This window comes from Paenibacillus xylanilyticus, from assembly GCF_013359935.1.
Lineage (GTDB): Bacteria > Bacillota > Bacilli > Paenibacillales > Paenibacillaceae > Paenibacillus > Paenibacillus xylanilyticus.
Genome location: NZ_JABMCB010000054.1, coordinates 1 through 1,667, shown reverse-complemented (window position 1 = coordinate 1,667; position 1,667 = coordinate 1). Strand labels below are relative to the sequence as shown.

Annotated in this window: 3 protein-coding genes; all 3 read right to left on the bottom strand. The window is 54.4% G+C overall.

All coding sequences use genetic code 11. The annotated features are described in order from the left end of the window. On the bottom strand, positions 1-376 hold a 376-nt coding region (locus HP552_RS00350), incomplete at its 3' end, for a prophage tail fiber N-terminal domain-containing protein (RefSeq protein ID WP_175393815.1). Positions 377-440: 64 nt separating this feature from the next. Next, complete coding sequence (gene lom, locus HP552_RS00345) at positions 441-1,061, bottom strand: outer membrane beta-barrel protein Lom (RefSeq protein ID WP_001246632.1); 621 nt, start codon at positions 1,059-1,061, stop codon at positions 441-443. A gap of 61 nt (positions 1,062-1,122) precedes the next feature. Beyond that, a partial coding sequence (locus HP552_RS00340; protein ID WP_175393814.1) for a DUF3672 domain-containing protein occupies positions 1,123-1,667 on the bottom strand: 545 nt, incomplete at its 5' end.

The following is a 1,667-nucleotide window of genomic DNA, read 5'->3' as shown; positions in this document are numbered from 1 at the left end:
CTGCCGTACTCTGTGCCACCACGGACGCGTTACGCGCCACCTCTTCCACCATCAGTTCAAGACGACGCAGCACCTCCGGCCGGGCATCATCCTCCGTCATGGCACAGAGAAAATCATTCAGCGTCCCCGGTTGTGAATCTTCATACACGGTGATGGTCCCGGCGTGCGATGGTGGAAAACCGTCAACCTGCAGGATGACACTGTACTGACCGTACTCCACATCCATGCTGTAACGCCCGGCTTCATCCGGATTCTCTGAGCCCACCGTGTTCACCACCACCGTGGTGCTGTTACGTCTGGCTTTCAGCTGAATGGTGCAGTTCTGTACCGGTTTTCCTGTGCCGTCTTTCAGGACTCCTGAAATCTTTACTGCCATATTCACCCCACAAAAAAGCCCACCGGTTCCGGCGGGCTGTCATAACACTGTGTTACCTGGCTAATCAGAATTTATAACCGACCCCAACGATGAATCCGTCAGTACGCCAGTCGCCACTGCCGGAGCCTTCATAAGCAATATCAACAACGACGGACGCTGCCGGATTAATCTGTATACCTGCACTCCACGCCACTGAGGTATGCCGCATTGCACTTTCGTCCCTGGCAGTGGTCGTCTCTTTCATATACCCGGGAGTGATTTCCGTCTTACGGTAATCCATTGTACTGCCGGACCACCGACTGTGAGCCACTCCGGCCATGGCGTACGCACTGACCTGCTTACTGATTTGTAAAACCGGTCCGGCCATCACGCTCACATAACGTCCACGCAGGCTCTCATAGTGAAACGTATCCTCCCCGGTCATCACTGTGCTGCTCTTTTTCGACGCGGCGAACCCCAGGGAAGCCATCACCCCCACACTGTCCGTCAGCTCATAACGGTACTTCACGTTAATCCCTTTCAGATGACTCACACCGGTATCCCCGCCCGACAACGACGGCAATGTACCCGGTTTCACTTGAAAATAGCCCACCGTAAACGTACCATGTCCACCTTCCGCACGGGCCGGAGTGACTGTCACCGCAAGTGCGGCAAAGACAGCAACGGCAATACACACATTACGCATCGTTCACCTCTCACTGTTTTATAATAAAACGCCCGTTCCCGGACGAACCTCTGTAACACACTCAGACCACGCTGATGCCCAGCGCCTGTTTCTTAATCACCATAACCTGCACATCGCTGGCAAACGTATACGGCGGAATATCTGCCGAATGCCGTGTGGACGTAAGCGTGAACGTCAGGATCACGTTTCCCCGACCCGCTGGCATGTCAACAATACGGGAGAACACCTGTACCGCCTCGTTCGCCGCGCCATCATAAATCACCGCACCGTTCATCAGTACTTTCAGATAACACATCGAATACGTTGTCCTGCCGCTGACAGTACGCTTACTTCCGCGAAACGTCAGCGGAAGCACCACTATCTGGCGATCAAAAGGATGGTCATCGGTCACGGTGACAGTACGGGTACCTGACGGCCAGTCCACACTGCTTTCACGCTGGCGCGGAAAAGCCGCGCTCGCCGCCTTTACAATGTCCCCGACGATTTTTTCCGCCCTCAGCGTACCGTTTATCGTACAGTTTTCAGCTATCGTCACATTACTGAGCGTCCCGGAGTTCGCATTCACACTGCCACTGATATCCGCATTTTTAGCGGTCAGCTTTCCGT